General features: G+C 69.1%; 21 protein-coding genes. 4 read left to right on the forward strand and 17 right to left on the reverse strand.

Annotated elements, in window-relative coordinates; all coding sequences use genetic code 11:
- Positions 1-97: 97 nt before the first annotated feature.
- The gene (locus tag AC31A1_RS04830; RefSeq protein WP_489651999.1) at positions 98-1,330 is read right to left on the reverse strand and encodes an RNA-guided endonuclease InsQ/TnpB family protein; all 1,233 of its coding nucleotides are present in this window, start codon (positions 1,328-1,330) and stop codon (positions 98-100) included.
- Between the two features lie 50 nt (positions 1,331-1,380).
- Here AC31A1_RS04830 and AC31A1_RS04835 point away from each other — a divergent pair, with 50 nt between their 5' ends.
- Together AC31A1_RS04835 and AC31A1_RS04840 are read left to right on the forward strand one after the other, a co-directional pair.
- Positions 1,381-1,539 carry an Arc family DNA-binding protein gene (locus tag AC31A1_RS04835; protein ID WP_489652000.1) on the forward strand — a complete coding sequence of 53 codons (159 nt, stop codon included), beginning with the start codon at positions 1,381-1,383 and terminating at the stop codon, positions 1,537-1,539.
- A gap of 84 nt (positions 1,540-1,623) precedes the next feature.
- Positions 1,624-3,036: a thioesterase domain-containing protein gene (locus AC31A1_RS04840; protein ID WP_489652001.1), complete on the forward strand. Its 1,413-nt coding sequence runs from the start codon at positions 1,624-1,626 to the stop codon at positions 3,034-3,036.
- 15 nt (positions 3,037-3,051) lie between these two features.
- Here AC31A1_RS04840 and thpD read toward each other — a convergent pair whose 3' ends face one another.
- The 12 genes from thpD to AC31A1_RS04900 all read right to left on the reverse strand — a co-directional run bounded on the left by thpD (position 3,052) and on the right by AC31A1_RS04900 (position 13,938).
- Positions 3,052-3,960: an ectoine hydroxylase gene (thpD, locus tag AC31A1_RS04845; RefSeq protein WP_489652002.1), complete on the reverse strand. Its 909-nt coding sequence runs from the start codon at positions 3,958-3,960 to the stop codon at positions 3,052-3,054.
- Positions 3,957-5,366: an ATP-grasp domain-containing protein gene (locus AC31A1_RS04850; RefSeq protein ID WP_489652003.1), complete on the reverse strand. Its 1,410-nt coding sequence runs from the start codon at positions 5,364-5,366 to the stop codon at positions 3,957-3,959. The genes thpD and AC31A1_RS04850 overlap by 4 nt, the downstream gene beginning before the upstream one ends.
- A 10-nt stretch (positions 5,367-5,376) precedes the next feature.
- Positions 5,377-6,162: a creatininase family protein gene (locus AC31A1_RS04855; protein ID WP_489652004.1), complete on the reverse strand. Its 786-nt coding sequence runs from the start codon at positions 6,160-6,162 to the stop codon at positions 5,377-5,379.
- Positions 6,163-6,165: 3 nt separating this feature from the next.
- On the reverse strand, positions 6,166-7,038 hold the full coding sequence (locus AC31A1_RS04860; protein ID WP_489652005.1) for a dihydroorotate dehydrogenase: 873 nt from the start codon (positions 7,036-7,038) through the stop codon (positions 6,166-6,168).
- A gap of 16 nt (positions 7,039-7,054) precedes the next feature.
- Positions 7,055-7,678 carry a hypothetical protein gene (locus AC31A1_RS04865; RefSeq protein WP_489652006.1) on the reverse strand — a complete coding sequence of 208 codons (624 nt, stop codon included), beginning with the start codon at positions 7,676-7,678 and terminating at the stop codon, positions 7,055-7,057.
- A 46-nt stretch (positions 7,679-7,724) separates the two neighbouring features.
- On the reverse strand, positions 7,725-8,111 hold the full coding sequence (locus AC31A1_RS04870) for an ectoine synthase (RefSeq protein WP_489652007.1): 387 nt from the start codon (positions 8,109-8,111) through the stop codon (positions 7,725-7,727).
- 5 nt (positions 8,112-8,116) lie between these two features.
- On the reverse strand, positions 8,117-8,884 hold the full coding sequence (locus AC31A1_RS04875) for a thioesterase II family protein (RefSeq protein WP_489652008.1): 768 nt from the start codon (positions 8,882-8,884) through the stop codon (positions 8,117-8,119).
- Positions 8,885-8,887: 3 nt separating this feature from the next.
- Positions 8,888-9,178, reverse strand: coding sequence for a phosphopantetheine-binding protein (locus tag AC31A1_RS04880; RefSeq protein WP_489652009.1), 291 nt, complete (start codon positions 9,176-9,178; stop codon positions 8,888-8,890).
- Complete coding sequence (locus tag AC31A1_RS04885) at positions 9,175-10,755, reverse strand: amino acid adenylation domain-containing protein (RefSeq protein ID WP_489652010.1); 1,581 nt, start codon at positions 10,753-10,755, stop codon at positions 9,175-9,177. The genes AC31A1_RS04880 and AC31A1_RS04885 overlap by 4 nt, the downstream gene beginning before the upstream one ends.
- Positions 10,756-11,264: 509 nt before the next feature.
- Positions 11,265-11,600 (reverse strand): winged helix-turn-helix transcriptional regulator, encoded by a 336-nt coding sequence (locus tag AC31A1_RS04890; protein WP_489652011.1) that lies wholly within the window; start codon positions 11,598-11,600, stop codon positions 11,265-11,267.
- A gap of 624 nt (positions 11,601-12,224) precedes the next feature.
- Positions 12,225-12,644 carry a hypothetical protein gene (locus AC31A1_RS04895; RefSeq protein WP_489652012.1) on the reverse strand — a complete coding sequence of 140 codons (420 nt, stop codon included), beginning with the start codon at positions 12,642-12,644 and terminating at the stop codon, positions 12,225-12,227.
- A gap of 595 nt (positions 12,645-13,239) precedes the next feature.
- Positions 13,240-13,938: a FadR/GntR family transcriptional regulator gene (locus AC31A1_RS04900; protein ID WP_489652044.1), complete on the reverse strand. Its 699-nt coding sequence runs from the start codon at positions 13,936-13,938 to the stop codon at positions 13,240-13,242.
- A 150-nt stretch (positions 13,939-14,088) separates the two neighbouring features.
- On the opposite strand from AC31A1_RS04900, the gene AC31A1_RS04905 reads away from it, so the two are divergent.
- Complete coding sequence (locus AC31A1_RS04905; protein ID WP_489652013.1) at positions 14,089-15,825, forward strand: IlvD/Edd family dehydratase; 1,737 nt, start codon at positions 14,089-14,091, stop codon at positions 15,823-15,825.
- A gap of 47 nt (positions 15,826-15,872) precedes the next feature.
- Entirely contained in the window at positions 15,873-17,060 is a 1,188-nt protein-coding gene (locus tag AC31A1_RS04910; RefSeq protein ID WP_489652014.1) for a fumarylacetoacetate hydrolase family protein, read from the forward strand.
- Positions 17,061-17,137: 77 nt separating this feature from the next.
- On the opposite strand, the gene AC31A1_RS04915 is transcribed toward AC31A1_RS04910, so the two are convergent.
- The 4 genes from AC31A1_RS04915 to AC31A1_RS04930 all read right to left on the reverse strand — a co-directional run bounded on the left by AC31A1_RS04915 (position 17,138) and on the right by AC31A1_RS04930 (position 22,835).
- Positions 17,138-19,519 (reverse strand): beta-xylosidase/alpha-l-arabinosidase, encoded by a 2,382-nt coding sequence (locus AC31A1_RS04915; RefSeq protein WP_489652015.1) that lies wholly within the window; start codon positions 19,517-19,519, stop codon positions 17,138-17,140.
- A 211-nt stretch (positions 19,520-19,730) separates the two neighbouring features.
- Positions 19,731-20,627: a carbohydrate ABC transporter permease gene (locus AC31A1_RS04920; RefSeq protein ID WP_489652016.1), complete on the reverse strand. Its 897-nt coding sequence runs from the start codon at positions 20,625-20,627 to the stop codon at positions 19,731-19,733.
- A gap of 1 nt (position 20,628) precedes the next feature.
- Positions 20,629-21,531: a carbohydrate ABC transporter permease gene (locus AC31A1_RS04925; RefSeq protein WP_489652017.1), complete on the reverse strand. Its 903-nt coding sequence runs from the start codon at positions 21,529-21,531 to the stop codon at positions 20,629-20,631.
- Entirely contained in the window at positions 21,528-22,835 is a 1,308-nt protein-coding gene (locus tag AC31A1_RS04930) for an extracellular solute-binding protein (RefSeq protein ID WP_489652018.1), read from the reverse strand. The genes AC31A1_RS04925 and AC31A1_RS04930 overlap by 4 nt, the downstream gene beginning before the upstream one ends.
- Positions 22,836-23,188: the final 353 nt, after the last annotated feature.

The raw sequence follows: 23,188 nt of genomic DNA on the forward strand, positions 1-23,188 counted from the left end.
CCACTCACATCAGCCGATTCACCCGCCTCGGACTCGAACTCACCGCCTGACAATGGCGAATCCGCCAACAAAGTCCTGAAGGGAGGGGATTCCTGGCTCAGGCTGCCTCCTGGAGCAGCGCTCCAGGAGGTCTTCCGCCATCAGCACCAGCCGGGTTGAGACCAGCCCGGACGAGCATCACGCGGGCGGAGTTCTTGTCCCTGGGGGACACGGTTCCGCACGCGGTGCACGCGTAGGTTCGTTCTGAGAGGGGGAGTGCGTGCTTGGTTCTCGCACCGCACTGTGCGCAGTCCATCGTGGTGCGGGCCGGGTGCACCAGGTGCACGATGCGGCCATGCTTGCGGGCCATCTCGACGAGCGCGGTCTTGGTCGCGCCGATCGCTGCGTCGGCGGCTTTGCGGGCCATGGTGGACTTCGCGAGGAACTTGGGCCGGAAGTCCTCGACGGCGATGGCGTCGTGGTCGCGGACCACGGACTTGGCCCATTTGCGGGCGGTGTCCTGCCGCTGCCGGGCGATCTCCGCGTAGACCTTGGCGCGCGACTTCTTGGCCTCGCGGTGGCCTTTCGAGGAAGCCTGTCCCTTCTTCGGCTTGCGGCGGGCAACCATTCGGTCGTACCGCGACAGCTTGGCCTGGGCCTTGCGGCCGTGTTGTGGGTGGGGCAGGTCGTGGGCGTCGCTGGTGGTGGTCGCGGTCTCCTTGACGCCCCAGTCCACGCCAAGGACGCGGCCGGTCGAGGGAAGCGGCTGCGCTCCGGTGGCGACGACGAACGAGGCATACCAGTGCCCGACGCTGTCCTGGTACACGCGGACCGAGGACGGTACGGAGGGCAGGTCCCGCGACCACATCACGGTCAGCACGATCCCACCTGCGAGGTGCAGGCGGCCGTCCTTCAGTCGGAAGCCACGGGTGGTGTAGTTCAGCGTGGGCAGCGCCTCGCGCTTCTTCTTCACCCTGGGCATGCCCGCACGCTGCCGCACCGGCAGCCGGGCCCTGATGTCCTGGATGGCCTTGGCGCGGGACTTGGCGAAGTCGCGGATGGTCTGCTGCTGCGGAACCGAGGCACCCTCCCGCAGCCACGCCATCGCGGTGCGGGCCTCGGTCAGCATCTTGTCGAGCTGTGCCGGGCCGCACGTCGTCTTCCGGGTGTCTTCGGCCAGGGCCTGGTTCAGGTGGTGGACCTTGCGGGACGTGGCCACGCACTCGTTCCACACCCACCGGCAGCGCGCCCACTCGGCCTCAAGGCCGGTGCGGGCGGTCGACGACACACGGAGCCGGTAGGTGTACCGGGCGCGCCCGGTATCCCGCGAGACCTGCCGTCGTGTCGTCATGGTGTCACACTACCACTCGCAGACCACTCGAAACCCACTACCCTGGGGTCATGAATGAAGAGAAGCGCATCACCCTACGTCTGCCCGGCGACCTGCATGAGTGGCTTGTCGCTCAGGCCAGGTCCGCCCGCAGGTCCCTCAACTCCGAGATCGTCTACCGGCTGGAGGTCGAGCGCGACACCGCTGTGGCAGACGCCGAATCGCCCTGACGGCGACTCGGCTTTCCCTGCCCTGCTCCGCAGGGGTCCGATTCCTTCCCGGCCTGAAGGCCGGGGCATCCTCGGAGGCCTTCGGTGAAGACGACCGTACCGTCGGACCCCGCAGGCGAGGCGGAGGCGGCACGCGTCGCTGCGGCCCTGTCGGCCTTCCCGGGTGTGGTGGAGGCGGCCGTCGGGTTCGTCGACGACATCAGTGGCGACCGCCGGCCCGTGGCCTGGGTGGAGACCTCGGCTCAACAGCCGGTCGACCACCGGGCGTTGCGTGAATTCCTGCTGGGGCGGCTGCCCCGGGACATCCTGCCGACCAGGATCGTCCCGGTCCCCCGGCTGCCCAGAGACCCGGACGGGAAGGTCGCCGTAGAGGAGCTGATCGCGCCGTCGTGGATCTCGGCGTCGGTGCACTCGCTGCGGCTGCTGCCCGACTCGACGGAGAGCCAACTGGCGGATCTGTGGGGCGAGTTGCTGTCGGTGCCGGACGTCGAGGTGGACGAGGACTTCTTCGATCTCGGCGGCAGTTCGCGCACGGCGATCTCGATGCTCGCCCAGTGCCGGGCCGCGTTCGGGGTGGAGGTACCGATCCACCGGTTCTTCGAGAAGCCGACCATCGACAGTCTGTCGAACCTCCTCAAGGACGGTTCCGCCGCGCACAGTTGTCTGCTCGGCCGGGGACACGGCGGACACAAGCGGCCCTTCTTCTGCGTCTATCCGGGGACGGGTGTCCAGGGCCTGCGCCTGCTGTCGCGGCTCGAACCGGAGCGGCCGTTCCTGACGCTCACTCCGCACGGCTACGGCGCGTCCCCGCCGAAGATCGACTCCCTCGACGAGTTGGCGGCCCATTACGTCGACGAGATCCGCGGCGTGCAGCCGCACGGCCCCTACCACCTCGCCGGACACTGCGCCAGCGCCATCGTCGCGTACGAGGTCGCGGCCCGGCTGGAGCGGGAAGGGGAGAGGGTGCTGTCGTTCGTCGGGGTGAAGGCACCGGCCAAGGTGGTGCTCGAACGGGTCCAGGGGTCTGACTTCTTCGTCCTCGACGAACTGTTCGGCAACGCGGAGCCCGGCAGCGCGGCCAAACGGCTGGAGTCGCTCCTGGAGGAGGAGACCGGACACCTCAGGTCCCGGGAGGGGCAGGCGCTCGCCTTCGCCCGGATGCGGCCCGTACTGGCCGATCTCTACCAGGAGTTGATGAGTACGGCGTCGGTCGCGGCGGGCTACGAGTTCGACCGTTTCATGGGACTGATCGAGAGCTGGGCCTGGTACGTGCTGGAGGCGGCCGGGCACACGCCGTCCGCCTCTTCCTTCCCCGTGGACATCGTCACCTTCCCGTCCGACCGCCGCGACCTGTCGGCCGACTGGCGGGCGGTCAGCGGCCGGCCGCCCGTCGTGCACGTCCAGGACAGCGTCGAGCCCTTCGAGTCGCCCGAGTTCGCGCGGTGGCTGGTCGCCCTCCTCGACGCCCGCGACGCGGCCTGGGAAGCGGCGCCCTGACCTGCCTTCCCGCCGTCAGCCGTCCTCCGGCCCCCGCACCGGCGTGAACTCGCGTGCGGCCAGGAAGGGCGGCCGGCGGCTCGGGGCGGAAAAGGGTTCCCGCAGCGTGTTCTCGACGCTGTTGAAGACCACGAACAGGTTCTGCCGGGCGTACGGCGTGATGTTCCCCGACGAGCCGTGCATGCAGTTGCAGTCGAAGACGACGCCGGTGCCGGCCGGTGCCAGGCAGGGCACGACACCGGTCTTGTCGCTGAGCGTGCGCAGCGCCTCCTTGCTGGGCAGGCCGACCTCCTGACGGACCAGCGAGGTGCGGTAGTTCGCCGACGGCGTCTCGCCGGCGCAGGTGACGAACGTCCGGTGCGAGCCGGGGATGATCATAAGGGGGCCGTTGATCGCGGTGTTGTCCGTCAGCGCGATCACGAGGGTCAGCGCCCGCATCCGCGGCATGCCGTCCTCGGCGTGCCAGGTCTCGAAGTCCGAGTGCCAGTAGAAGTCGGTGCCGTCGAAACCGGGTTTCTTGTTGACGCGCGTCTGGTGCACGTACACGTCGGAACCGAGGATCTGCCGCGCGTGATCGACCAGCCGCGGGCTGGACACCAGGGCGCGGAACCACGGGCTGATCGCATGGACCTCGAAGACCGACTTGATGTCCTCGGAGCCCGGTTCCTTGATGATGCGCGGGTCCTCGCCGGGGCGGACGCGCGCGGCGATGCGGTCCAGTTCGGCCAGGGACTCCTCGACCGCGCTCCGGTCGAGCAGGTCGTCCAGGATCAGGAAGCCGTCGTCCTCATAGGCGTGCAGCCGGTCCGCCGACAGGGGTCCGGGACCGCCGTGAACGACCGGTTCGGCGCGTGGGAGCAGTGCTTCGCCGGTGGAGTTTCTGGTGGGGTAGATGTCCGTCTCGTCGGGGTGGCGTGTCGTCAAGTCCTGCTGCCCTCCTTGGCCGTGGCGGGTGCCCGCCGCTGTGAGCCGACCGGCGCGGCACTCTGTGCGGCACGCAGCGGTTCGAGCAACTGCTCTGTCTGCTGGACGAGTTGGTGGAACCGGTCGAGCGTCGGCGCGAAGATCACACAGCTCAGCCGGCCGTGGGCCAGCCCGGTCAGTTCGCACGGGACGACGCCCGAGCTGTGGTCGCGCGGTGAGCGGACGACCGGTTCGAGTGCCTGAAGAAGTGCCGCGAGCCCTGTGGGGCGCGGCAGCCGGTAGAAGTCGTAGTGTCCGACGGCGGTTTCCTCGGCCCGCTCGGGTCCGAGGAAGTGCAGGCCGAAGTCGCGCAGGTGAGTGGAGCCCGTACGGCGGGAGTTGAGGTCGAGCATGAAGACGGTGCCGTCGGGTCTGGCCACCGCGTCGATCCCGAAGTGGCCCCGGTATCCCCGGACTTGAAGCGCCGAGGCGATCACGGTGGCGCTCGTCACGAAGGGCTCGTACCAGGGCTCGTCCTTGAGGGAGCCTGCGGTCACGTTGCCCCGCACCTGCGTTGGCTCGCCGAAGAGCATCTCGCACACGTGCGTCAGGGTCGGAGGGCGCTGCGGGTCGGCGGGCACGGTGAACTCCACCGAGGGGAAGGTCACCGCGTCGCCCTCGATGTACTCCTCGACGACCACCGGTTCGTGCTCGCCGAAGTAGGGGCTGTCGCGCAGCCGCCGTAGGACACTGTCCGGCGGGTCCGAGGGCCGTACGGTGATGAGTCCGACGCTCGCTTCGCCCCGGTCGGGTTTGAGGATGCAGGTGCGGCCCGTCGCGGTGATCCGGGCGGCGGCCTCGACCGCGGTCTCGTGGCTACGGCACTCCGCGCCCTCGGCACTGCGGGCCCGGGCCGCACCGAGTCCGCAGTCGGCCACCAGGGCACGGAACCCGCTCTTGGTGTCCAGCCGGTCCCTGAGGTCCTGGGAGGCGCAGCTCTCCGGCAGTTCGACCTGTACCTGGAAGCGGTCGGACATCCGCCGTACGAACTCCCACAGGCCCGGTGTCGTCGTGTGCGGGATCAGGCGGAAGCGGCGGCCGGGACCGATGTAGTCGAGCAGGCCCTGCAACAGCGCGTCGTCCTCGATGATGTCGTCGAAGATCGATCCGGACGGGACGGCGGGGCTCAGGTTCAACACCCCGCGCAGACCGAGGAATTCACACTGCCAGTCGAGATGCGCCATCGGCACCTCGGTGAGGATGAGCTTGGCCGTCGGCAGCCAGAACAGCGACTGGTCCTGCTGGGGGAAGGCCTCGGACACGATGGCGTCGCTCTCCCCCGGCCGTCGGGCCCGCCCGGCGAGCAGGCGCAGGGTGTCCACCGCGTTGCACACGCAGACCGTGGGTACGGTGCCGTTCTCCGTCACTGTGCTCCCCTTATGCGGTGTCCGGTCGCTTCAGGCCGTGGCCGTTCCCGATCAGGTCGCCCATGGCGTCGACGAGGTGCCAGAACAGGGCCTCGCCGAGTTCCGGGGTGGCGCCGGTCGAGGAGGACAGGGCGCCGCCGTTGGAGGCGAGGGTCTCGTCGATCGGATGGAGGTAGACGCCGGCCCTGGGCGGGGTGTCGTGCTCGACCTTCTCTCCGGTGACCAGGTCCGGACGCAGGTACATCATGAGGCTGGTCTCGGTCACCCCGGCGTGCTCGGCGTGCCAGCCCGGGAAGTGCGGGAGCCGGGACGCGATCCAGTCGTCGGCGACCAGGCTCCACCAGCTGAACGCGATGATCTCGGTCGCGCCGAGCGCCCCGGCGGCACGGCACTCGTCGAGGGCCTCGAACAGCAGGGCCTCGTTCTCGTAGTGCCCGTTGACCACCACGATGCGCGCGGGTTCGAGAGCGGCCAGCGAGCCGACGGCGTCGCGGAGATAGTCCACGAGGACCGTCCCCCGTATGTACACGGTGCCCGGGTGCCCGAGCCCGCCGCCGCTCTGCGGAAGGGACCGCGCGGACAACGGCTGTCCCGGCACGAGGTAGGCGCCGATCCCGGCCGCCGTCTCCTGGGCCAGTGCCTCGGGGATGTCCAGGTCCACCGAGAGCGGCAGATGCGGGCCGTGCTGCTCGATCCCGCCGATCGGCCAGACGAGGGTGGCGCCGCGTACCCGCGCGGGCACCTGGGCACTGCTGAGATCCGTGAGGCGCTGGGCCGCCGTTGCCCGTGTCGGCATGCGCTACTCCTTCCTCAGGGCCCGGCCGACGAGGTCGCGGGTGCTCTCGTCGCGGCCGGACAGCCAGTCGGTGTAGCCGACGCAGATGCGCCGCAGGGTCGCGTACATGTCGCGGTGCAGTGCGGAGTACACCTGTACGGCGGTGGCGCCGACGCTCAGGTACTCGACCACGTCGGCCGCCTCCCGCACTCCGCCGGAGGCGAGGATCGGTATGTCGACACCGTGTCGGCGCAGGGAGTAGATCTCGGCGAGGACGAGTGGTTTCAGACCGTCGCCCGAGTAGCCGTACACACCGCCGAGCACGGGCTCGCCGCTCTCCGGGTCGACGGCGAGTCCGGGGATGGTGTCGCTCAGGGTGATCGCGTCGGCGCCCGATTCCACGGCCGCTTCGAGGCGGGCGCGGGTGCCGCCGTCGGCGGCGAGCTTGACGCTGATGGGCAGGCGGACCTTCTGTCGTACGGCTTCGGTGTACTCCCCCACCCGTTGCGGGGTGTCGTCGAAGCCGTCCTCGTTGATGCAGGAGATGCCCAGTTCCAGTCCCGGGCAGCCGGTCGCCTCGATCTCCTCGCACAGCGCGGCGAGTTCGTCCGGTGAGTCGGCGTGCACCGAGGCGACGACCGGGAGTTGCTCCTGGGCGAAGCGGCGCAGGGTGTCGCACCATGCCGGGACCGGGCGTCTGGAGTAGGTGGTGCTGTTCAGCATGCCGCCCCTGATGCGCACGATGCGTTCGCCGCCGCCGGGCGGTGGGTTGGGGTGGATCGTCTTGGTGACCACGCCGCCCGCGCCGCGCTCCAGGAGCCGCCGGATGGTGCGTTCCTGGTCGGTGAGGAGTCCCGAGCCGACCACCACGGGGCTGGACAGCCGTATGCCCAGCATCTCGGCTCCGGCGGCGTTAACGGGAACTCCGCTCGGGCAGCGGGCCCTGTCCCGTGCCGGTGGGGTCGGAGGCGGCCCAGCGGACGGCGCGAAGGTACTCCACGACCGTCTCCGGTTTCCGCATCACGTCGTCGATGTCGAGGAAGGCGACCGAGGCGATGGCGGGCAGTCCGCGCAGCAGATGGCTGCCGCCGGGCTCCTCGTCGATGTCCGTCAGCACGAGGATCGGCTTGCCCAGCGCGGAGGCCCAGCCCAGTTCGATGTGGGTGCCGTCGGTCCGCATCAGCTCGCCGGGAGCGACCGACGGCAGAATGGGAAGGTAGGCGTCGCACTGGGTCATCCAGAGGTGGTCGCGCACGGTCACCTCCTCCGGGCCGAACTGGTGCGAGATCTCGCCGAACCGCTCCACCACATGGGCCGAGAGGATCTCGCCGCCGTCCTCCTCGATCGCGGCGATCACCTTGAGGAGCACTTCGTGCAGGACGGGGGCGAGTACGCCGCCGGTGCCGACGGCGTACTGGATGGGCCCGCCGACGAAGACCTTCAGCCCCAGCAGACCGGCACCTCCGCCACCGGTGTCATCGACGCGCGGCTCCCCGCCGCGGTGCTGTGCGTTGTCGCGTTCGCTGCTTGCAGGCATCCGTCCTTCTGCCTTTCCCGCGGGTGTGAACCGCTGTTGCGGGTCGTCAATAGCTGGAAGCGTGCGATTCGTTCAGGTCGTGCTTCTCCGGACCGACGAGGGGTGGGTTGAAGACGCTGAGCAGGACCAGGTCACCGGCGTCGTCGGCACGGAGGTAGTGCGGCTCGTGGTTGTTCAGGACGTAGATGACGCCGGGTCTGAGGACATGGGCCGAGCCCGTGTTGTCCTCGATGAGTCCGGTACCGGCGATGCAGTAACACGACTCCAGGTGGTTGCGGTACTGCAGGAACGACGTCGTACCGGCACGCACCACGGTGTGGCAGACCGTGTAGCCGACCCCGTCCGAGGCGACGACGAGACGGTAGCTGCGTCCGTTCCCCCAGTCGACGTCGAGTTCGGTGCCCTCGACATCCTCGATGCTGCGGATAAGCAAGGCCGCTATCCCCTTTTCGTTCGGTGTCCGGCCGCCGGTTCATGGGCGAGACGGGCGAGTTCGGCGCAGACCGCCTGCCGGTCGGCCTCGGTCGCGGTGCCGCCGGCCGGCAGCAGGGAGACCTGGCCGGTGGTGGCCGCCGACCACGCGGTGACGGCCTGCCGGGCCCGGTCCTCGCCGGTGCCCGGCGGGAGGACCGTCACGGGGACGGCGGGCAGGTCGGCGGGGTCCCACGTGTAGGTCTCGATCAGCTTCAGGTCGGCTCTGACCATCGGCTCGAAGAAGTCGCGCGACAGCGGATCATCGAGGTCGAAGGGGGCCATGGCCCGCTCGGCGAGCGCCTGCCACATCTCCTCGGCGGGCATGGCGTGCAGCGGGTGCTCGGGCCGTGCCCCTGACGGCCCCGACTGGCCGAGCACGGCCAGCGACAGGGGCGGCGTGCCGGAGCTCTCCAGGGCTCTCGCCAACTCGTAGGCGCCGTAGGCACCACCGCAGTCGCCCAGCAGCAGGAACGGCAGTCCGCGTACGGCGACGTCCTCGGCGCACCGCTCCGCCAGGTCCGCGACGAGCGCCGGCATCGCCGACAGCGGGGGCTCGGTGAAGCGGTTCTCGCGGCCGGGCAGCCGGAACGTCAGCACCTGCAGCCAGTCGGGGGTCAGCCGGGCCAGCCAGGTGTGGTCGGACGGTCCCGCTCCGGGCTTCGGGAGCGTGTAGAGGAGCGCCTTCGGATCGGTCGCCGTGATCTGGTGGTCGCCGGCCCAGCGGTTCCCCATCCGCTACGCCTCCTCGCTCTGCCTCAGCCGCGCGACCTCGGCGACCAGGCCGCCGAAGGTCGTCTCCCGGAAGGGCAGTTCGAGGGGAATATCCATCTCCAGCCGCAGGGCCAGCGACTTGACGACGCGCAGCGCGAGCATCGAATGGCCCCCGATGTCGAAGAAGTCGTCGTCGTCCGCAAAACCGTCGACACGGCCAAGTACCTTCCGCCATACGGCGGTTACCGCCTCCGAGACCTCGGACGAGCCGTCGGCCGTGGCCCGTTCGGTGATGTGCTCCGCGCTGTCCGTCATGCCCTGCCCTTCGTGTGACCGTCCACGTCGGCCGCGGTGTCCTGCGCTACGGGGTGTTCCGCGTCCCTCGTCCCGCCCGGTGCGGCACTCCCCCGGCTCGTCTTGCCGGACGGTGTCAGGGGGAGCTCGGTACGGGCCTCGATGCGCGTCGCCACCATGTGCGGGGGCAGACGCTGTTTCAGCCAGCGGCGCAGTTCGGCGGTGTCCAACGCGGTGGACGACGAGGTGACCAGGACGGTCAGGGAGGTGGCCACGGGTGCGCTGTCGGGAACGCAGAGCGCGTCGGTCACCTCCGGGTGTGTCCGGACCACGGCCTCGATCTCGCCGAGTTCGACCCGGTGTCCGGCGATCTTGATCTGGTCGTCGGACCGTCCGGTGACCACGAACGCGCCGTCCGCCTCCCGGCGCGCCAGGTCACCCGTGTCGAACAGGCGGTCCCCCGGTGCGCCGAGCGGATCGGCGACGAACCGCTCGCGTGTCAGCTCCTCGCGGTGGAGATAGCCGAGCGCGACCTGCCGTCCCCCGATGAAGAGCCGCCCCGTCCCGCCCTCGGCCACCTCGCGCAGCCGGTCGTCGAGGATGCGGACGCGGGTGTCGGGGGTGCTCACGGAGATCCGGGTGGCCGCGTCGCCGGGGGCGGTGCAGGGCGCGCCGGCGACCCAGACGGTGGCTTCGGTGGGGCCGTAGAGATTGCGTATCCGGGGACGTCCCCTTGAGGGTTCCCCGGATTTTCCCCCGGGGTCGAGCAGTCGGGGCACCAGGTCGACGGGGAAGGGTTCTCCGCCGACGAGCAGGGTGTGCAGTTCCCGCAGGCCCGCCGAGGCGGCGTCGTGCTCGATGAGGAGGCGGAGCAGCGAGGGGGTCACGAGCAGGTGGCTGACGCGGCGGCCGTGCCGGGTGCCGGTCGCGAGCTGGGAGGTCATGATGCTCAGCGGGTCGCTGCCGGTGAGGCAGACGTAATGCCCCCTGCTCAGCGCCCAGATCAGCTCCGGGAGGCTGGCGTCGTAGCCGGCACTGGCGTGCGCGAGCCAGACCTGCTCCGCCGGTTCGGAGAAATCGTTGTCAAGGGCGGTGAAGAAGCCCGCCAGACTGTCGTGCGAGATGAGCACGCCCTTGGGCTGCCCGGTCGAGCCGGACGTGTACAGCACGTAAGCGCAGTGCGGGACACCGGGCTCAGGCGGGGACGGCCGTCCGCCCTGCCACCTCAGGTCGTCCAGCAGCAGTTTCGGCACCCGGTCCGGGAGACGGTGCGCCAGCGCGCTGCTGGTGATGACGCAGCGGGGCCCGGCGTCCTCGACGACGGTCGCTAATCGGGCGTCCGGATGCACGGGCGAGAGCGGCAGATACGTCGCCCCGGCCTGGTGGACGCCGAAGAACGCGGCAGGCAGGTCCCGGTCGCGCTCCAGCAGCACCGCGACGATGCCGTCGGCCACCCCGCCCGCGCGCAGCGCCTCCGCGATCTCGCCGCTACGGCCCGCCAGTTGACCGAGGGTGACGACACCCACGGCGTCTTCCAGACACTCGCGGTCGGGGTGGCGCGCGGCCACGCCACGGAGGGACGTCCAGGTGGCGTCCACGGCTCCGGGGACACTCTCGTCCCCGTTCCCGGGAGCACCGACTTCCTGTTGGACGCCCGGAGTTGATGAATTCGTTGATCGAATTGTGGATCGAGCGGACAGCGACACGCCTCGTCACACCCCCGTACCTCTCACTGGGAGAGGGATACAGCTCTGGTGACTCTTTGTCACACGCTTCATGCAGTGGCCTGGGTGGTCAGCCCCTGGCCGATCCATGGTGACACGCTGACCAGGGTGCGGCAATGGGGTTAGAGCGGTGGATACCGGCCTCCTGAGGCCCACGGGATTCCGCTTCCGGGCGCCTCCGCAGACGCGTCGATTCCCCCTTGTGCGGGGCGCACCTGTCCGGTGCTGGGAAGGCTTTGCCGACTCGCGCCCGGTCCCGGCCCGTGATCGACGGCGGTCGGCAAGTCCGGTTGCCTGTGCGAAAGATGGGCCCTTGGGGCTCCGGGCTCCGCCGTGCCGATACCGAGCGGCGGCGAGACGATACTCAGCGCACCGGCGGGGCCTCAGTCACTGCGAGTGATCGGCTCTGGGTCGGTGTCGGCATCGAGCGCGTCGAGTACGGCGTCCCCGCTCGCCCGCGCCCACTCGGCCAGCATGCGGATCGGGTCGATCAACCTCGCGCCGAACAGGGTGGGTCCGTACTCGACGCAGGGTGGCACCTCGGCGTAGGCGCGGCGGCCGATGAGTCCGTGGGCCTGGAGTCGGCGGACGGTCCGGGTCAGCACCCTGCGGGAGATACCGCCGATCAGCTCGATCAACCCGCCCTGGCGCACGGGGCCTTGACCGAGGCCGTAGAGCACGACCGCGGTCCACTTGTTGGCCCCGAATTCCCACCGCACTGGACGAGCGCCGACCGTCTGTTCAACGGGTGGTCCGGACCCACCTGCCGACAACTGACCACCGGCCGGAACTACGCCGTCCTGTCCTCCCTGATGGGATACATCCGTGCCGAGTTCACCCGCTCTGACGGCGCTGTGTCGCAGTAGGTCCTCCAACTCCAGCCGACCACACTGCTGTTGCAAACCCACCGGCTGCCGCGCCCCGGCGAGCGACGAGGCTCGCAGGCGGGCGGCGAGGTCTACGCCCGGTTCCGCTCCGAACTGGAGCGCTCCTAGCTGACCCCACAAGGCCGAGGACTACGCCCGACGCCTCGGGTACAGCGTCAAAACCCTCACCCGCGTCTGCCGGGCCGCGACCGGTCAATCCGGCAAACAGGTGCCCTACATGGTGAGGCGAGGTGGATGAACCGTTTGCAGCAACACAGAGCGGCGACGAGGCCTGGGGAAGTGTGCCGGAACCGCCGCAGCCACCAGACGCTGATGCAGCCGACCCACCCCCAACCGCATCACGCGACTGCCGCGGGCAGCACGACCGCGGGTTCCCGCAGGATCCGCCTCCGACCGCCAAGGGGCAGCCGACGGTAGAGGATCAGACTCAGGCGCGGTCACCCAAGGGCGCTCGAATCAGCCTTGAAACTCAAGCGTGGAACCCCATTCCCAGCTCTTGGTGGGCAAGTCCATCATGTAAAGGTTGTAAGTGATGGCTGCCGAATCCTGGTCAGGGTTGTCGAGAGTAGACCGGTGCTCGTAGTAGCCATTCTCGGGATACAGGCAGTCTTTCCAGGCGTACGTGTTCGCGTCCAGGATGATGGAGCGGACCCTGACGGTATCCTCCTGCCTCCACGTATAGGTCCCCGCGTCCAATTTGATGCTCCGAGAGACGCAGCTCGGCGCCATCTTGTCGTTTGGCTGGTTCGACAGCACCTCGGTGCGCACGTTTTTGGCCAATGGGTGGTCCGTAGCAGATGCGGCGCTGCCCTGCGCGGCAGTCGCCGTAACAGCGACAGCGCAGACCACGAACGCTTTGAGCTTGCCAGTACGCATCAGATCCCCCGCGGTAGTTGGTGTGTCCGGATCATGTCAGCAGACGGGGCGTGCCGGTAGCTCGCATCGTGGACCTTTTCCACCTCATGACCCACGGCCGTTAACTATGGTCAAACCAAAGCGAGTTGATGGGTCTCCCCGCCGCCGGCACCGGTCCCGGCCGGAGCTTCGCGATAGCCCCGTTCGACGCCACTTTCCACGCGGGCGAGTGGAACCCCTCTGACCGAGAGCGCTCAGACCTTCGGCATCCTCGTGGACGGGATCTCGCTCGCATCGTTGCTGCGAGCCGCAGGCCCGCTCAGTAACCGCGGCCCGTGACGCCGATCGTCAGCCGCTCGTCCTCGGCCGGCTCAGCTTGACGCTGAAGCCGATGTGAAGCACCACGAAGGCACCATCGCCGCGTTCGAGACCGAGGCAGGCAAGGAGTATCTGATCACGTCGCTCTGACATCTCAGGAGTGCCGTCTGCGCCGAGCCTGTCGATTGAGCGGGGCGCAACGGATGACAGCGGCCATCACCGCGAGCGCGGGATCCCGTTGGCGTCGGCCGCTTCCGTGGTCTTGCCCGCGGGCCCGCGAGGTCACAGCCGTGGCAGGTCATACAGCGTCGCCCGGCAGTCCGGGTGACTGGGCGATCTCTTGTTCGGCGGCTTCGATGATGGCCAGTACGGCGGCCGCCGCCGCTGCGTGGTCGCGAGCCTCGACGGCTTCCACGATGGCTCGGTGACCCGGCAACGAGGCTTCCACCGCACCGGGGGTCTGCGTGCTGAGGAGGAAACTGTGCTCCAGCGCGATGCCGACAGCGCGGCCCAGTGAGCCGAGGAGACGGTTGCCGCCGGCGTCGAGCAGGGCCCGGTGGAAGGCGATGTCGGCCTCGATGTATCCGCTGCGGGCAGGATGCGCCGCCGCGGCCTCCATGGCCGCCAAGGCCTCGTACAGGGCTCGTACCTCGTCGGGACCGGCTCGCTCGGCGGCGAGCCGGGCCGCCTCGGGCTCGACGATCCGGCGCAGTTCACCCGTATCACGCAGCAGAGCCGTGGCGTCCTCGGCTTGTTTCCAGCGCAGCACGTCCGGGTCGAGGTGGTTCCAGTGCTCCGGGGGCAGCACGCGCGTGCCGGTGCGCGGGCGTACGTGCAGCACCCCTTTGGCCACCAGTCCCTTGACCGCCTCCCGCAACAGGCCGCGGCTGACGCCGATCTCGGCCGCGAGCGTGTCCTCGACCGGCAACGGTTCACCCGGCTCCCACGCCCCACCCACGATGCGCCGCCCGAGCTCGTCGACCACGCGCTGGTGCATGGTCGGGAAGTGCACCACGATCTCCGCTCACCCCCTGGACGTCATTCATCGAATCATTTAATGATTGAGGTCCAGGGTACGGCTTGCGGGCCTTCACCCGACACCGCCCCACCGCGAAGCGGACGACGCGAGAGCCACGGGAGTGCGTACATGACCGACGGTCAGAAGACGAACCGCCGCAGCCAGGCATGGTTCGGCGCACAGGGCCGCAGCGGGATGGTGTACCGCTCCTGGATGCGCAGCCAGGGATTCGGACACGAGGTGTTCGACGGACGTCCCGTCATCGGCATCGCGACCAGTGCCTCCGAACTCGCCCCGTGCAACGCGCATCTGACACGCGTCGCCGAAGCCGTCAAGCGTGGTGTGTGGCAGGCGGGCGGCCTGCCGCTCCAGTTCCCCACCATGGCCACCGGCGAGACCCTGATGCGTCCCACCGCCATGCTGTACCGCAACCTCATGGCCATGGAGGTCGAGGAGCTGATCCGGGCCAATCCGCTCGACGGTGTCGTGCTGCTGTCCGGCTGCGACAAGACGACCCCGGCCATGCTCATGGGCGCCGCCAGCGTCGACCTGCCCGCCGTCATGGTCACCGGCGGGCCGATGCTCAACGGCAAGTACCGGGGCCAGGACGTGGGATCCGGTACCCAGGTGTGGAAGTTCGAGGAGGACCTGAAGACCGGCCGGATGACCGAGGAGGAGTGCTTCTTCGCGGAGGGGTGCATGGCCCGTTCCAACGGACACTGCATGACGATGGGGACCGCCTCGACGATGGCCTGCCTGGCCGAGGCGCTCGGTATGCAGCTGCCGGGGTCGGCGGCCTGGCCCGCGGTCGACTCCCGACGGATGGAAGTCGCGCAGACGGCCGGGCAGCGCATCGTCCGGATGGTGGAGGAGGAGCTGCGCCCCTCGCAGATCCTGACCCGGGAGGCGTTCGAGAACGCCATCCGGGTCAACGCGGCCATCGGCGGCTCCACGAACGCCGTCATCCATCTCATCGCCATCGCCGGACGCGTCGGTGTCGAGCTGAACCTGCGGGACTTCGACGGCTTGGCCCGCGCGGTGCCGACCCTGGTCAACCTGATGCCGAGCGGCACCTACCTCATGGAGGACTTCTGCTACGCGGGCGGCCTGCCCGCCGTCATGGCCGAGCTGCTCAGCGGCAAGCTGCTGCACGGAGGACAGATCACGGTCACCGGACGCACCATCACCGAGAACACCGAGAACGCCGAACGCGTCGACTCCGACGTCATCACCCGCCTCGACGCCCCCTTCCAGCCGGCCGGCACCGGAATCGCCGTACTGCACGGCAACCTGTGCCCCGACGGCGCTGTGATCAAGCAGTCCGCCGCCTCACCGCACCTGCTCACCCACCGCGGCCCCGCGCGCGTCTTCGACTCCCCCGAGGCCTATCACGAGATGGTCGACGACCCCGAACTCGACATCGACGAGAACACCGTCATCGTCATCCGCAACGCCGGCCCCAAGGGCTACCCCGGCATGCCCGAGGTCGCCAACGTCCCGCTGCCCGGCAAGCTGCTGAAGGCCGGCGTCACCGACATGGTGCGCGTCTGCGACGGCCGGATGAGCGGCACCGGATACGGGACGGTGATCCTGCACGTGGCGCCCGAGGCCGCCGTCGGCGGACCTCTCGCCCTGGTGCGCGACGGCGACACCGTCGTCCTCGACGTCCCCAACCGCACCCTGAGCCTTGACGTGGACGACACCGAGCTCACGCGACGCCGGCAAGCATGGAGGGCACCCGCCGAGCGGCACACCAGCGGGTACTCCTGGCTCTACACCCAGAACGTGGAACAGGCCGACCAGGGCGCCGACTTCGGTTTCCTGCGCGGAAGCCGTGGACACGAGGTCCCCCGCGACTCCCACTGAGCCCGTCCCGGGCGACCGTTTCCCTTTGATCCAGGAGAGCATCGATCGTGGAATCGGCAGCAGCGCGCCCTCGTCCGGTCCTCACAACCGGCTCCGTCCTGCCGCAGGACGCCGACCGGGCCGCACTCGTCGCGCGCGTCCTCGACCCGGAGTGCGGCGGACCGTGTGTCGCCGCGGTCCGCGGTGAGCAGGTCGTCGACCTGACGGCCGTCGTACCGACCGTCTCCGACCTCATGGAGCGCGAGGACGCTGCGGCAATCGTCCGCGAGGCCGACGGCGGACAAGTCTGGCGCCTGGACCGACTCCTCGACGCACCGACCGGCCGCAGTGACGTCCCGCACCTGCTCGCCCCCATCGACCTGCAGGTGATCAAGGCCGCGGGCGTCACCTTCGCCCGGAGTCTGCTGGAACGCGTCATCGAAGAGCGCACGGGCGGCGATCCGGCGCAGGCCGCACGGGTACGGGCCCGCGTCGGGCAGCTGGTGGGCGGCACCCTCGCCGGCATCCGTCCCGGATCGCCCGAAGCGGACAAGGCCAAGGAACTGCTCGTCTCCGAAGGGCTGTGGTCGCAGTACCTGGAGGTCGGGATCGGGCCGGACCCGGAAGTGTTCACCAAGGCCCCCGTACTGTCCGCGGTCGGCACCGGCGCCGACATCGGAGTGCTCGGCTCCTCGGTGTGGAACAACCCCGAGCCCGAAGTCGTCCTCGTCGTGGACTCGCGCGGCCGGGTGCGCGCCGCGACGCTCGGCAACGACGTCAACCTCCGCGACATCGAGGGACGCAGCGCCCTGCTGCTGTCGCGCGCGAAGGACAACAACGCCTCCTGCGCGATCGGCCCGTTCCTGCGCCTGCTCGACGAGCGTTTCGACCTCGACACCGTACGCGGGCTCGACATCGACCTGCGGATCGACGGCACGGACGGCTACGTACTCCACGGCAGCAGCTCCATGCGTGAGATCAGCCGCGACGTACTGGACCTGGTGGCTGCCACACACGGCCCGCATCACCAATATCCGGACGGCTTCGTGCTGTTCACCGGAACGCTGTTCGCCCCCACCGAGGACCGACAGGCACCTGGCGCGGGCTTCACCCACGAGTACGGCGACGTCGTGCGGATCTCCAGCCCACGGCTCGGCGCTCTGGTCAACACTGTCGTGCCCAGCGAGCAGGCCGCGCCGTGGACGTTCGGAGCGGGAGCGCTGATGCGCAACCTCGCCCGACGCGGCGTGCTGTGAGTTGACCCCATGCCTGGCCGCGCGGTCCCGCGTGCGCAGTGCCGCCCCTGGTGCGACGTGCGCTGCGCCCGCCCGGTTCATGCCGGTGCGACCGGCTCCAATCCGATAGTGGTGTGCAAGCGCCGCGTGTGATCCACATGGCGCTCGGCTCCGGTCAATGTGACTCTGGCCGTCAGACGCGGGTCCGCGCTGGAGGCGGCCAACCGAACTTCCAGTTGGCCCGGTTCGACGACGCGTCGGCCGTCACGTCCGGTGAAGGAGGCGAGGTCGGCCGGGACCGTGACACGGACGCGGCGGGCCTCGCCCGGCTCCAGTTCGACCCGGGTATAGCCGATGAGGCGCTGCACCGGCTGGACGACGGAGGCGACCGGGTCGTGCAGATAGAGCTGGACGACCTCGGTTCCGGACCGTCCGCCTGTGTTGCGGACGGTGAAGGCGAGGGCGAACTCGCCGTCCGTCGGGGCCTCCTGGGCGTCCACGCTCAGGTCAGTCCACTCGAACCGCGTATAGGACAGGCCGTGACCGAAGGCGAACGCGGGGGTCGGATCGATGCTGGAGACCTCGTTGGCGTGGGCGAGCCGCGCTCCGAGGTACGTGGCCGGTTGGGAGCCCGTCCCGCGCGGCACGCTGACCGGGAGACGTCCGGAGGGATTGATACGACCGCTGAGCACCCCGGCGATCGCGTGCGTCCCCTCCTCCCCCGGGAAGAAGGACTGCACGATCGCAGCGGACTCCTCCACGGCGCGGCCCAGTGCGTACGGTCGTCCCGCGAGCAGGACGGTGACCACAGGGGTCTCCAGGTCCAGCAGGGTGTCGAGCAGCCGCTGCTGCGCGCCGGGCAGCACCAGCGCCTCGACATCGCATCCTTCGCCGCTGGTGCCCCGTCCGAAGAGCCCGGCGCGGTCTCCGAGTACCACCAGGGCGACGTCGGCCTCCCGTGCCGCCTGGACGGCCTCGTCGATGCCGGAGAGATCTCCGTCGTCGATTCCGGTGCCGCGGGCGACCGTGATCTCGGCGTCGGGAAACTCGGCGGCGAGAGTGTCGCGCAGCGTGGGCAGCTCGATGCCGAGTGGGGTACCGGGGTGGCGGACGCCGATGTGCTGGGGGAAGGAGTAGCAGCCCAGTACGGCGACGGGCTCGTCGGCGTTGGGGCCGAGCAGCGCGATGCGGCGCGGCCTGTCGAGCGGCAGGGTGCCGTCGTTGCTCAGCAGCACGACTGCTTTCTCGGCGACCGTGCGGGCCAGCGCGCGGTTCTCCGGGCCGTCCAGGTCGACGTGGCCGCGAAGGACGGCCGGATCGGACAGGTCCGCCCCGTCGAGCGCGGCCGGTATGGGGTTCCAGTCAGGGTCGAGCAGGCCGAGCATCGCCTTCTGGGTGAGTGTGCGGCGCAGGGCGCGATCGACCAGCGCCTCCGGGACGCGGCCGTCGGCGACGGCCTCGGCCAGGGGCGCGCCGTAGGTCTTGACGTTGGGCAGTTCGACGTCGATGCCCGCACACAGCGCCGTTCCCGCGGCGTCGGCCCAGTCGGCTGCGACGCCGTGCAGAGTCTTGAGGAAGGCGATGGCGAAGTAGTCGGCGACGACAGTGCCGTCGAAGCTCCACGTGTCGCGCAGCAGGCCGGTGAGCAGATCCTCGTCGGCCGCGGAGGGCATGCCATCGGTGTCGGTGTAGGCGCTCATCACCGACCGGGCGCCGCTTTCACGGATCGCCATCTCGAACGGGGGCAGCAGAACGTCGGCGCGCTCACGCGGCCCCACGGAAGAGGGGGCGAGGTTACGGCCGGCGCGAGAGGCCGAGTATCCGACGAAGTGCTTGAGGGTGGCGACGATCCCGGCGGACTCTAGGCCCTGCACGTATGCCGTTGCGATGGTGCCGACGAGGTAGGGGTCCTCGCCGATGGTCTCCTCGACCCGGCCCCAGCGGGCGTCGCGCACCACATCCAGGACCGGTGCGAGTCCCTGGTGGACGCCGACGGCACGCATGTCGTTGCCGATGACGGCGGCCATGCGCCGTACCGTGTCCGGATCGAAGGTGGCCCCCCAGGACAGTGGAACGGGGTAGGCCGTCGCTCCCCAGGCCGCGAATCCGGCCAGACATTCCTCATGCGCGAGAGCCGGGATGCCGAATCGGTTGGTGGCGGCGACACGGGTCTGGGTGCGGGCCAGGGAGAGCGCGCCCAGGGCGGGGTCGACCGGGGCCGTGCCGAAGGGCCGGGTCAGTTGGCCCAGTCCGGTGGGCAGGAGCGCGTCGAGATCGACGGCCTCCTCCATGTCGTGCTGATGGGGGGCGACTTCACCGCCCTGGTCCGAGGCGCCCACCCACACTCCGTACAGCTGGGCGGTCTTCTCCTGGAGGGTCATCGCGGCGATCAGGGCGTCGACTCGTGCGGCGACGGGCACGGTGGGGTCGTTCCAGAGGGAGATTCCGGGGATGTTCTCTACAGCCACGTTGGCGTTCACTTTCCTCCCGCGCGTCAGGCCCTTGGGCGGGGCGCGACGGGCGAGCAGGTAGAAGAGCAGGACTCAGGGCGGGACAGATCGCGTCCGGGCTCGGGCATCGGCCCGGATCCCCGTCGCCCGCCCATCGGGGGATGGAGTTGCCGCTGCTTCCAGGGCTGGTGCGGGCCCCTCGCGGCCACGGGCAGGCCACCGGACACGGCGTCAGCGTCGGTCAACGGCTGAATCCGGCGGTCAGTCCGCTCAGCAGTTGACGACGGCCGAGCGCGTACAGCACCAGGACGGGCAGTGTGGTGAGGACGACGGCGGCGAGAACGGCAGGCACATTGACCCCGTACTGGCCCTGGAAGGTCCACAGCGCGAGCGGCAGGGTCCGGCGCTCAGGGCTCTGGGTGAGGATCAGCGGCAGCAGGAATCCGTTCCAGATGGTCAGCGAGTTGAAGATGGCCACGGTGAGGATGGCCGGTCGGGTCAGCGGTGCCGCCAGCCGCCACAGTGTCGTCCATTCGGTGGCGCCGTCGACCTTCATCGAGTCGAACAGCTCTTTGGGCACGTCGCGGATGAAGTTGGTGAGCACCAGCACGGACAGCGGGATCGCGAAAGCGATCGACGGGAGGATCAGCGCCAGCAGATTGTCATAGAGGTGCATTTTGATGATGATCAGGTAGACCGGGATCACCGTCGCCTGCAGCGGGATCGCCAGGCCCATGAGGAACAGCCCGTTCATCGCGCGAAGGACACGCATGCGCCAACCGCGAACAATCGCGTAGGCGGCCATGAAGGAGACCACCACCGCCGGCACCACGGCGCCGGCGGTGACCACGACGCTGTTCAGGAAGTAGTGAAGGAAGTCGGACTCGATGACCAGTCGGTAGTTGTCCAGCGTGGGGTCGCTCGACGGCACCAGCGGGTTGCTCGCGTAGTAGCGGCTCTGGACCTTGAGGCTGGTGATGAGGGTCCAGTACAGGGGCACGGCGACGACGACGAGCCAGAGCCATCCGGCCAGGCCGCCGACCCAGTTGCGGCGGCCGGCCTTCTGGCGCGGGCGGCGTTGCCGCTCGCGGTGGGTGACCTTCTGTGGTTGTCGCGGCTCGGTCAGGGTGGTGGTCACGTCAGGCCCCTTCGAGTTGGCTCGCGCCGGCGTCCCGGCCACCGAGCCGGCGCAGCAGCAGGGCGAGGGCCAGACCCACCAGGACCAGGATGACCGCGATGGCGCTGGCCGGTCCCATCAGACTGGCCTGGAACCCCCGCTTGTACATGTCCAGTGCGAGGACCCGGGTGGCGTCGCCGGGGCCGCCCTCGGTGAGGATGAAGATGAGGTCGAAGAAAGTCAGCGAACCGACCACCATCAGCGTGGACGAGGTGATGATGGTGTACTTCAGCTGGGGCAGCGTGATGCTGAAGAACTGCCGGATCCGTCCGGCTCCGTCCAACTGCGCCGCCTCGTACAGGGACTTCGGGATCTGCTGGACACCACCCTGGTAGATCAGGGAGTGGAACGGGACGAACTGCCAGGAGACGACGAAGATGACGACTCCGAACGCGAGTCCGGGCCGCCCCAGCCAGTCCTTGCTCAGCGCCTGGATCTTCAGTCCGGCACCGAGCCCGAAGTTGGGATCCAGCAGCGCCTTGTACGCGATCGCGATCGCCGCGGAACTGAGCATCAGCGGGACGAAGTACACCACGCCCAGCACCGCACGGTAACGCTGGCGGCCCGCCATGAAAGTGCCGAGCAGAATACTCAGCGGCGTCTGAACGGCCCAGGACGCGGCCATCACCAAAAACGTCACCCCGAGGGCGTGCGGCAGCCCGGGGTCGGTGAGCACCGCACGCCAACTGGTCAGCCCCGACGGGTGGATGGCGCCGATCCCGTCCCACGTGGTGAAGCTCAGCGCGAAGACACCGACGAGCGGAACCACGGCGAAGCCGACGAAGACCACCAGCGCCGGCACCGCCAGCCACGGCAGGATGCTGCGCGGTTCGCGACGCGGCCGATGACCGGTGAGTGAACTCATGTGCCGGTGACCGCGTTGAGATTGTCGGCGAACTGCTTCGGTGAGATGGACAGTTGGAACAACTTGACGATGTTGTCCAGGAGGGTCTCGGCTGCCGTCGGACTGAGCGCCTGGTCCCAGGACTGGCCGAACACCTTGGCCTTGCTGGCGATGTCGTAGGTGAACTGCAGGAAGTCGGCGTTCTTGGAGGCGGCCAACAGCTTCTCCGTGCCCAGCCGGATCGGCACCGACCCGTTGTCGATCCACGCCTTCACCTCCTCGTCCTGGAGGACGCCTGTGGCGAAGAAGTCCTTGGCGACCTTCTTCTGCTCGGCGCCGGCCTTCGAGGAGATCGACAGGTACTGGGCGGGGTTGCCGACGGTGTCGCTCGGATCGCCCTTGCCGCCTTCCACGGGCGGGAAGGTCATGTAGCCCAGTGAGCCGCTGGAGACGAAGTCCCCACCATCCGCCTGCTGGATGCCGTACGACCAGGCCCCGTGCAGCATCATCGCGGCCCTGCCGGTGTACAGCAGCGCCTGGTCGGCGTTGGAGTCCGCGGTGATCGAGGAGAAGCCCTTGACGAACCCGTGGGCCTTGACGAGTTCCTGCACCTTGGTCAGCGCGGTGATGGCGTCCGGGTTGGACCAGGCGTTCTTCTCACCTTCGACGATGGCCTGGAACACCCCGGAACCGCCGATGCGGTCGAACAGGAACTCCAGCCACATCATGTTCGTCCACCGGGACTGGCCACCGAGGGAGAACGGCGCTATGCCCTTCGCGTTGAACCTGGGCACCAGCGCCATGATGTCGTCCCAGGACTTCGGTGGATTCACACCGACCTGGTCGAAGACCTTTTTGTTGTAGTAGAGGATGATCGGCTGCACGGTCTCGACCGGCATCGCGTAGATCTTGCCGTCCACGGTCGCCGCGCCGAACGAGGACGGGAACAGCCGCTTCTTGACCTCGGAGTGCTCAGCGAACCACGAGGTGAGGTCCTCGACCTGGCCCGCCTCCACGTAGGTGCGCAGCGTTCCGCCGCCCCAGCCCCAGATGATGGTGGGTGCCTTTCCGGCACCGATGGAGGTCTTGATCTTCGTCTTGTACGCGTCGTTCTGGTAGGTGGTGTCCTTGATCTGCTCCTTGGGGTGGGTCTTGTTGAACGCGTCCACCGCGCCGGCCCTGACGCCTTCCTGCGGCTGACCGTTCAGATACCAGTACGTGGCCCCGCCGCTCTTGCCGGGGCCGGACGAGCCGCAGGCCGCCAGCGCCGCGGAGGCCGGCACGCCGACGGCCAGGCCGAGGAGGGTACGTCGGGAGAGCGCCATGTCTTTTCTCCGCACCCGAGAGCCACAGGCTTCTCGTGAGTCATGGTGAAAGGTTTTCGAAAACTCCTTCTTCGAGCTCTGTCCGTGCAAGCTAGGTTTCGGTCTGATGCCCTGTCAATACGCGTGCAGACACGCATAGTCGGATCACTGTTAGCTGCGTAGAATCGAGCGAGGACGACCGTCGCGGCGTCATCGCAGAGGCCGAAACTGTTTCGAAATCGGCTGGTTGAGGACAGGACGACGCGATGGCTGCGGCTGACTCCATGTCGGTGCAGGTCATGCCATGCCAACACGGCTCGGTGCGGCCGATGCGGGACCGGGCCGACGCCCTCCAAGCCGGGTAGCCGGTCGTG

This window comes from Streptomyces sp. P5F9, assembly GCF_057961495.1.